Origin of the sequence: Vibrio sp. M250220 (genome assembly GCF_036533795.1) — a bacterium.
Classification (GTDB): Bacteria; Pseudomonadota; Gammaproteobacteria; order Enterobacterales; family Vibrionaceae; genus Vibrio.
On the sequence record NZ_JATABI010000073.1, the window covers coordinates 1 to 8,950 of the forward strand.

7 protein-coding genes and 1 pseudogene are annotated in these 8,950 nt (G+C 37.0%); all 8 read left to right on the top strand.

Annotation, left to right across the window (positions count from 1 at the left end; translation table 11 throughout):
* Positions 1–1,771: pseudogene (locus QTN94_RS18575) on the top strand (hypothetical protein); the annotation flags it as partial.
* A 281-nt stretch (positions 1,772–2,052) separates the two neighbouring features.
* Positions 2,053–2,784: a hypothetical protein gene (locus QTN94_RS18580; RefSeq protein ID WP_331428493.1), complete on the top strand. Its 732-nt coding sequence runs from the start codon at positions 2,053–2,055 to the stop codon at positions 2,782–2,784.
* Positions 2,785–2,793: 9 nt separating this feature from the next.
* Complete coding sequence (locus QTN94_RS18585) at positions 2,794–3,354, top strand: hypothetical protein (RefSeq protein WP_331428494.1); 561 nt, start codon at positions 2,794–2,796, stop codon at positions 3,352–3,354.
* A gap of 124 nt (positions 3,355–3,478) precedes the next feature.
* Complete coding sequence (locus tag QTN94_RS18590; RefSeq protein WP_331428495.1) at positions 3,479–3,952, top strand: hypothetical protein; 474 nt, start codon at positions 3,479–3,481, stop codon at positions 3,950–3,952.
* Between the two features lie 170 nt (positions 3,953–4,122).
* Complete coding sequence (locus tag QTN94_RS18595) at positions 4,123–6,819, top strand: CS1-pili formation C-terminal domain-containing protein (RefSeq protein WP_331428496.1); 2,697 nt, start codon at positions 4,123–4,125, stop codon at positions 6,817–6,819.
* Positions 6,820–6,844: 25 nt separating this feature from the next.
* Complete coding sequence (locus tag QTN94_RS18600) at positions 6,845–7,537, top strand: hypothetical protein (protein ID WP_331428497.1); 693 nt, start codon at positions 6,845–6,847, stop codon at positions 7,535–7,537.
* Positions 7,534–8,541, top strand: coding sequence for a hypothetical protein (locus tag QTN94_RS18605; RefSeq protein WP_331428498.1), 1,008 nt, complete (start codon positions 7,534–7,536; stop codon positions 8,539–8,541). The genes QTN94_RS18600 and QTN94_RS18605 overlap by 4 nt, the downstream gene beginning before the upstream one ends.
* The coding region (locus QTN94_RS18610; protein ID WP_331428499.1) for a hypothetical protein at positions 8,538–8,950 on the top strand (413 nt) is incomplete at its 3' end. The genes QTN94_RS18605 and QTN94_RS18610, both read left to right, overlap by 4 nt.

Consider the following 8,950-nt stretch of genomic DNA (forward strand, 5'->3'; position numbering starts at 1 on the left):
AGGCGATAAAGGCGACAAAGGTGATACTGGAGCAACGGGCCCACAAGGTCCAGCGGGCCCACAAGGTCCTAAAGGTGATACCGGAGCAACGGGTCCAGAAGGTCCTAAAGGTGACCAGGGCATTCAAGGTCCCAAAGGTGATACCGGAGCAACGGGCCCACAAGGTCCAGCGGGCCCACAAGGTCCTAAAGGTGATACCGGAGCAGCGGGTGCCAAAGGCGATAAAGGCGATAAAGGCGATAAAGGTGACACTGGTGCGAAGGGTGATACTGGTCCACAAGGACCGGCAGGGCCTCATAGTTTAACGAGTAATTTGTACTTAAACGATTTTCACATCAGGAATAGCGAGCAAACTCAATTTTCGATTGAATTAGATGGTGACACTTCTAAATTTAACTTCTGGGGTCAAGGTATAAATGTCTATGGTTTGACCGATATTAAAGGGGATATAGTTCAAAGGGGAAATGTAAATCTGCCAAGCTTGCCAAATGGTGTTGGGACAAACAAACACCTTACTACAGACAACAATGGCAATGTTATCTTGAAAGATAATGTTGTTGATAACTTAGGCAATCACACTGCTACGAAAGATCTTGATATGCAGGGTAAAAGGATACGTAATACCAGAGCTGAAAACTCAGGTAGCATTCTATTGTCTGACGACGGAAGGACGATAATCGATAGAACATTAGTGGTTACAAACGCCAATATAGAAGCGCCACAAGGGACGATAGATGTTAGAAATGCCCCTAAGGTCTACGCTCTTAGAGGTGGTGATGCAGCCAACAAATATATCACAACATCCGCTGATGGTGTGTTTATGTTAAAAGATACCACTAACTTGAAGGGCGACAAGGGCGATAAAGGTGATACTGGCGCAACGGGTCCAGCGGGTCCAGAAGGTCCTAAAGGTGACACTGGCGCAACAGGTCCAGCAGGACCAGTGGGTGCCAAAGGCGATAAAGGTGACACTGGTGCGAAGGGTGATACTGGTCCACAAGGACCGGCAGGGCCTCATAGTTTAACGGATCATATTTTCGTAAACGATTATTCCATTAGGAGTAAAGATGATGGCAGTTCTGTTTCGATTCATTTACATAATAAAGATGAAGGTAATAAAGTTGTTTTGTGGGGTGATGGTGTAGAGGTAAAGAACGATCTCTCTGTATCGCGTGATTTAAAGCTAACAAAGTATAGTAATACGCCATTATCAGATTTGATCTTTAATGCTGATGGTGTATTAGAACGTAAACCTGCAGATACCATTTCCTCACCGACAGGAGCATCACTTTTTGTTACAAAACGAAGGGGGGTGGATGGTGTGCCTGCGGCCGGCTGGACATTTTATGATTCTGATGACTCCTTTGAAGTGAATTATGAAACGCCGTTTCGAATTGCTTTTGACATAGTTGGTAAAGGTTGTGGGAACCACGCATCCTATACAAAAAATATGACGATTTTTGAGGGTTTTATCAAAAAGAGACATTGGAACTCAAATAGCGATGACGTAGTGTTAGATTCATTATTTAAGGTGGAGAGTAGTAATGTAATGACCGGGGTAATAAGCCGTGTGGATTTTTTTCATCCAATTAAGCAAGAAACAATCCCAGCTATCTATATTGATCAGACCTCAGGATGCGCTGGAATGCATGGCCAATATTATATTTACTACGATGATGTGACTAACAAATTTACCACATACAACGCTGTATTTGATTATAGCTCGAATATATTTAGGTACTTTTCTATTGAGTTTATGTCAGCCTATTGAGTTAATGGTTATATGTTGTTTTTGTATGTTTTGAATAGGTATGGGTCTTAAAGGGTGACATTGGAACAGGCTTTAGATAAGGATAAATAATGAAATGTTCAGGTTGTTTATTAATTGTTTTCATCTCGTTGTTTGCCACTGGATGTAACTCCGACTATTCTCACATTAGTGTTAATGAACTAGATAGGAAGATTATTTCCAATAGCTATAAGATTACAGAGGTAGGTAAGTTCGAAGACATATTTTCTATTTCGGATAACATAGATAAGAGCTCATTAACGATGCAGTCGAAAAGTGATAATTGTCAACCTCTAACAATATCGGAAAATAGAGTTTTGTCATATTCTGGTAGTAGTTCTATATGTGAATACGTATTGGAGTATAAGAGAGGAATCTCAGAAAATGGATTAAGATCTTACCAGGATAATATTCTTGTAGTAGCGACTAAGAACAACAATTATGACAGTATTGTTAAGTTTTTAGGACTGAACGAAGAAATCGAGATAAACATTGGTGATGAATTAAACTTGTCACCGAATGATTATAATTTAACTATAGTGAAATCACTATCTGATGGTTTTATAGAGTATGATAAATTATCCACTACGTTTAGTTTTACATCAAAGACTGAAGGTATAAAAAGAGTTTTCTACAAGATTGAAAACCAAAGTGGGGAGACAAAAATTGGCGTCGTTGATATTTATGTTGTAGATAAAAATAAGACATTAGAAATAAATAATGAAACGATATCAATAACAAGAAGCCAAGTGACTGACAGCTATGAAATCGACCTTTCAACAATATATTTAGTCAATGATATTGGTGAGTATCAATTGGTCGAAGTTAAAGAGATACATGATAACGTTAAAATTGAGCCATCGGACAGAGAGAAACTAAATAATAAGAGATTCACTCTATCGGTTCAATCAACAGGCACTTACTATGTAGTAATAGTGTTAGTTAATGAGAGAGGAGATATAGGTAATTCAGTTCTAAAAATAGATGTAAGTTAATATTTAATAATGGCGTTAATTAAAAATTTTAAGGTAAAAAATATGAAAATGACTCGTAAATCACTACTAGCTATTGCTCTTATGGCAGCTCCTACATTTGCTTTAGCGGATGCTACCGCTACCTTCACTTGGTCAGGTACTGTACCGAAAGTTGATGAGGTATCTACGGATTACAAAATCGTAAATGTGGGGTCAACAGAGTTTAATTCAGGTATGCTTGGTTTTAGCAATAGTACTTCTAATGGGATTACAATTGAGACTGCGTCGCGTATGCAGTTTACCGTGAAAAAAACTGATGACACTGATGTGGGTTCATACAAGTATAAAGTTGAAAAAGTTGAGTTACAAAAAACGGGTGGATTTATGGAAGAGACCACCGATATTACAGTAACTGGTGATGGGCAGGATCTTACTGTTGGCACAGCTGTAGCTGGTGTTCTTTCTGGTACAAATATTTCCCTTAAAACAGGTGAAGACATTTCATCAATTGGGCTAGCAGAAGGAGATGATGTACTTGTTCAAGCTACGATTCTTGTGACAGATGCAGACGTAACACTTACTACTCCTTAATTTATGTTATGTAAACTGCCTTAATTGGCAGTTTACATATTCACAATTTATAAGCATTTTATATAAATTTCTATTTATTTGTTGGGGTTTACCATGCCTCAATTTTTGATGTTCTGGAGTTGCTATGGGCATTAAAGTACCATTATTTTTTCTATTGACTTTAATAGCGGAGTGTTCATTTGCAGGAAAAGGAATCAACTTACCGTTAACCGCTAGCATTACGCTGCCAGAAACAAGCGATGAAATAATGGTTGAACTGTCAGATAATAATAAGGTTCTCCGCTATGATGATAAGGCTAGTTCATTTAAGCCAGAAATTATTGATGTTAACGTCACGCGAACTTCAGGAAGTTTCGATCACTATTCTATAGAACTCGCTCAAAATTCTTCGACTTGTGATAATGACAATGAAATAGTGGTTGATGCAACGATTAATGGAGTTGAATTAACGGATGAAAATAAAGTTGAATTAGAATTTGAAACAGGTCAGAACGAGGACTCAAATCCGTTGTCGTTGGTTTTTTCTCGATTAGAAAAAGGCGATGAAGCATATTCGTGTGAAGGATATATTACTTTGATGATTAACATCTTAAATTAACAGCGCTACGCATGTTTTTTAATTTATTAATGTTGCCAAGCTTTAATTTTTAATCTTTTTCATGGTTTTGTTACTTATAATTTGTTTAAATGACTGTGATTTTTATTAAATCATAATTATAGAATTCGAATTGCTTCTGTGTCTGTATTAAATTTTTGGTAGGATATGTTATGAATATTACAAATAACTTAGCACTATTCTTTTTGTTGTTTTCATCTTATTCCGTGAGCTCAGTAGGAAGTAGCTATCCGCCAGAGTTTTCTGATTTTTTCGAATATGCAAATAAACAAATTGATATTAGTATTATTGGTTCTAAAAGAAGTATATCACTATTATCATCGGTAAACTTTGATGATTTTAGGGTCGTCGATGATGACGATGCAACTAAGCAACTACGAGATTACTTGTTAAAAAATAACATCAAAGATAAAGATGCTGATCACATTGTATCAACTCTAGTTCAGGGTATCGGTCGTAATCAATGTGAAGATGAGAAAGATAAGTATCTATGCATAGAAAATAGGTTAAAAAACGGTGGTAGCTATTATGATTATGACTTCGACAATGAGAAGCTATCCATCTATGTAAACCATAAACAATTCAATGAATCATCTATACAATCTTTTCACGATGGTAAGTCTAATATTTACTCTTTGATTAACTCGACGAGCTTGTACTTTGACAAAACTGATGATCAAGCATTTACCTATTTTAGAGATGAATTAACACTTGGCTTGCCATATGGTCACTTATATTTTGACGGTAATGTTAAAAGTTATATATCCTCGGATCAACCATCAGAATATAGCTTGGACACTGCAATTTATACGTTAAACTTTGATGATAAAAAGATCATAACTGGTCAGTCTTTGAATAATGTTTCAATTAATGAGGCAGATTTTTTAAATCAAGGAATGAACTTTTCAACACGATTTTTTGCTTTTGGTAATAGTATGGATTTAGCTCTTGGGGGAACTAAGAATAATAGACGTATCTATTACTATGCTGACAATGATGCTAGGATCGAAGTCGTTCGTGGACAACAAGTATTGCTGACGAAAGTGGTCAAGAAAGGGGCTAACTACATATCATATGATGAGTTACCACGAGGGGTTTACAATATTGAAATCATTGAAAAGTCGAGTACCGAGTCGCGCGTATTAGACAGGAAATTTATCACCAATAATCCAAGATTTTCTGCGACCAATACCAAATATAATTATCAGTTTGGTGTTGCGCAATCATTGGATAGTGGGTTGACGAATGATCTCTATGGCTTCGCTAAAGGGAGTTACCGACTCAATGATAAAACGATACTTGGCTCTGCTTTCAGTTCGAATGGCAAAGATATTTTTACTCAACTTGGGACCAAGTTAGCGTTAACCGAGAATTCACTGTTTTCCTACTCAGGTGGGTGGTTTGACAACGGTTCTAACTACAACCGTTTAACGTTCGATTATTATAATTTCTATGCCCAAATGGAGAGGTATGTCTCTACTGATAGTACGAGTCAAGGCTTTAATTCTGAGATTTACGGGGTCGAGCCGTATAGCAACGCATCATTAGGCCTTAGTGGTATCGCGGCGGGATCTCGGTATTATTTACAATATGATATAAATGAGGGTAATTTCGATTATTTCGGCAAATATGGCGTTCTTTCTGCTGGGATAAATCGATTTACACCATTTGGTACATTAAATTTCTACGGTCAATATCAACGTAATGAACGAGCTGATGATTGGACTCTCTCTCTTACGTGGACTTATGATCTTGGGTCTGGTTTTTCGACGTCTTTATCACATCGCTATAAAAATGACCGAAGCTATGTTAACGAAGCTAAGCTATCTCATAGCTATATGAAAGACTCCTTAACCACAAATTTAAGCCTGACAGGAAATTTCGATAACAACACGGTGGTTAACGGTTATTTAACTGGTTTCGCTTCTTCTGAAGGGAAATATATGGGAGGAGATGCCTATGTTTCGCTTGATAAAAGTGGCCGTGAGAGCGTGTCAGTAACCCTGAAAAACACTCAAATTTTAGATAACAGTGGCATATCATTTACAGCAAAAAAATCGAATGCTTTCGCCAAGTTTAGTGTCAAAGGAGCGAAACCGGGCGATGATGTTGAATTTTCGCTAAAAAATAACAATACTTACATAGGACGCGAATTAATTTCTAATGAGGAAAGAATCATACCTGTTCAAAGTTACACTGAGTTGGATGTATATGTCGATGAAGGCGTTGAGCAACAGCGTTCTGTCAAGCGTTTTTCCCAATTTATGTATCCAGGTACAGTGTTAAACATTAGTACTCAATATTCTGAAGTAAAGACTGATATGGTTATATTGGAAGATTTTTATGGTAATCCAATTAAATACGCACAGTGTGTCGGGAAAGCTTGTGTTTCTATTGAACCAGTCACTTCTGATGGAGTGTTTAGGATTAGTACCACTTATGGTGAAAAATATCAGATTGTTTCGCAGAAGAGTTTGTGTGTTTTAGGCCAATCCGATGGCGTTAGCCATTTAAATGGCATATGTATGACTAATAAACAAGCTACCTTATCAACGTTAATAGACTATGAAGATATATCTATCTTAGATGAAGAAGATGTTTTCTTTGTTGGAAGGTTTGAAGATAAAAATCAGCATGAATTCATAATTTCTCAGTTAAAACAGTCAAATATTAACTATTTAGTTAAGCAGGTAGGTAATAGTGTGTTTTTGTTTATAACAGAAAATTCAGGTCTATCAGTGACACAGTTAGATACGATTAAAACTATTCAATCTTTTGTGGTGAACTTAGAAGGAAGAGATTCGTTCTACTCAATTAATTCAATTTCTATTGGTGATGATGATGTATAGATATAGCTTATTAATAGTCTCTAGTTTGTTCTTTTTTCTGCCATTTAAAGTACTTGCTATTCAGGTTAGTGATCTTTTTGTCGTTGCCAATAAAGAAGATAAAGCGGTCGTTACCGTCACAAATGTGCAAGATTCAAGAATTTTTTTAAATACTTCAGTAAGTGAGATTTTTCTTGATAAAGGTGACTTGAGAGAAAAAAAGTACACAAAAAATAATATTGACGAATGGAAGCTGAACATATTTCCAGCAAGAGCAATACTTGAACCTAGTTTTAAAAAAGACATTATAATGAAGTTTAAGTGTGTCGAAAAAAAATGTGATAGAAATCGAGACCATGTGTTCAAAGTTGGCCTCGTTCCTGTTCCTTACTACGAGGGCGAGCTAGATGCGAGTTTAGTGCAGTTCGCAATTGGCTTTGCTCCGATTGTCATTGTTCCTGCTAATCCAGCTGAAATAGAACTTGAGTATTCGTATAGCGATTCAGGCGCCTTGTCGCTCATTAATCATGGTAAAACTTTTCTTTATGTTGATGTCATACCTAAGAACTGTGATGTGAAAATAAGTTGTAAAAGACCATTAAAAATTCTCGCTGGTAGAAAGTTTGATTTAACAGCTGATGAGTTTAAAGGACAACAGCTTGAAATCAAGGCGCGTACTTACCGAAGTGTATTTAAGGAAGAAGTTGTCATTCGTCCGGGTAGTAAGGGAGTCCTATGAGCAGGCCTATCCTTTTACTCTCACTCATAGTTGGGATTACGTTAGCTTCTGTCGCCCATGCTTCCCAATTTAACATGCGCGTATCCGGCGATACGATCCACCATGACAGTTATATCAACGAAGGTAGTGTTTATAAGCCATCGCTTTGGGATATACCATTTTCGGTACCAACTACTAGCAAATGGTCTCCCAAATTACCTGTAGATACATCAACAAAGGTAGTACTTCGTTCGGGAAATGTTGATAATGAAATTGATTTTACACTTTTGGGGTTTGAATTTCATTTAGGCAGTTCTTCGCAATCCCCACTTGATGAACAAACAAGTGGTTCTTGTCAATCAGGGTCGGTCATTTCTTTGGTTAGAGGTAAGTGCGATAGCCAAAATGCTGTCTATCAAATCAGCCAAGAACAAGCAGCGTTTACGCTAGTTCGCCCAGTAATCAGTTTTGATCAGCAGAGTATTAAGAGATCCTTTGCGACTAAACCTGATGGGGTCTATGCCGGAAATGTAATGCTTGAAGCAACGTTTGATTACTACTGGGGAGATGTACGCGCAAGACGTTTGCTTCCTATCAATCTAGAGTTTGTTGTAGTCAATGAGACTGATGGCGTTACTTCCATCGATATTGTTTCCGGTGATGGTAAATTTTTTAATCGCTTTAAGGAAGATAAAGTGAGTGGTGACACAAATTATCGACTCAGCGTGGCTGGAAAATTCTCTTCAGGTATTAAATTGTCGTTAGCAACAGGGCGAAGTTCTTATCAAATGAAGAAGTTAGTTGGTGAAGGCGAAATCCCTTACAGTGTTGAATGCAATGTGTGCCAAGATAACATACTCGTCGAAGATGGATCAGTTAAAAATAGTTCAGTGAAGATACCTAGCAATTTGACGAATCGTATCGACCTAACACTCAATTTTAGCTTTGAAAATATCAATATAGCCTCGATTAGCTCCGGTGAATATCATGACAACTTTTATTTATATGTGGAGCATGAACTATGAATAGATACGTAGCTTTGTTGTTAATTTTTGCATCTTATAATGCGTCAACTGCTGTCTATACGGACCTATCCGCTGGTGTAGCTATTAGCGAAACTATTGGTGAATCTATCTCAAGTTATAGAGTGAGTAGTGCTTATTATACTGACAATTACATCTCTTATGGCGCTTCGTTAAGCTATTTAGATTTCAATCAAGACGTAACACAAAAATACGGCGGAGAGTTATTTGTTGCGCCTTATGTGAAAACCGATAGTGGGAATATAATTTCAAGTGACATTGGTTTTAGGAACGATATTGATAAGTTTTTTTTAGGCTTTACTACGCGGGTTAATACTAATGATTCAATCTATTTATTGGCATCGGTTAGGTGGTATAGCGATATTTCTTCGCATTTCGATAGTGAGTATTT

Bases quoted from the DNA above. Each gene is read 5' to 3' on its own strand.
- QTN94_RS18580 (WP_331428493.1), top strand. From the start codon at position 2,053: ATGCAGTCGAAAAGTGATAATTGTCAACCTCTAACAATATCGGAAAAT.
- QTN94_RS18585 (WP_331428494.1), top strand. From the start codon at position 2,794: ATGGCGTTAATTAAAAATTTTAAGGTAAAAAATATGAAAATGACTCGT.
- QTN94_RS18590 (WP_331428495.1), top strand. From the start codon at position 3,479: ATGGGCATTAAAGTACCATTATTTTTTCTATTGACTTTAATAGCGGAG.
- QTN94_RS18595 (WP_331428496.1), top strand. From the start codon at position 4,123: ATGAATATTACAAATAACTTAGCACTATTCTTTTTGTTGTTTTCATCT.
- QTN94_RS18605 (WP_331428498.1), top strand. From the start codon at position 7,534: ATGAGCAGGCCTATCCTTTTACTCTCACTCATAGTTGGGATTACGTTA.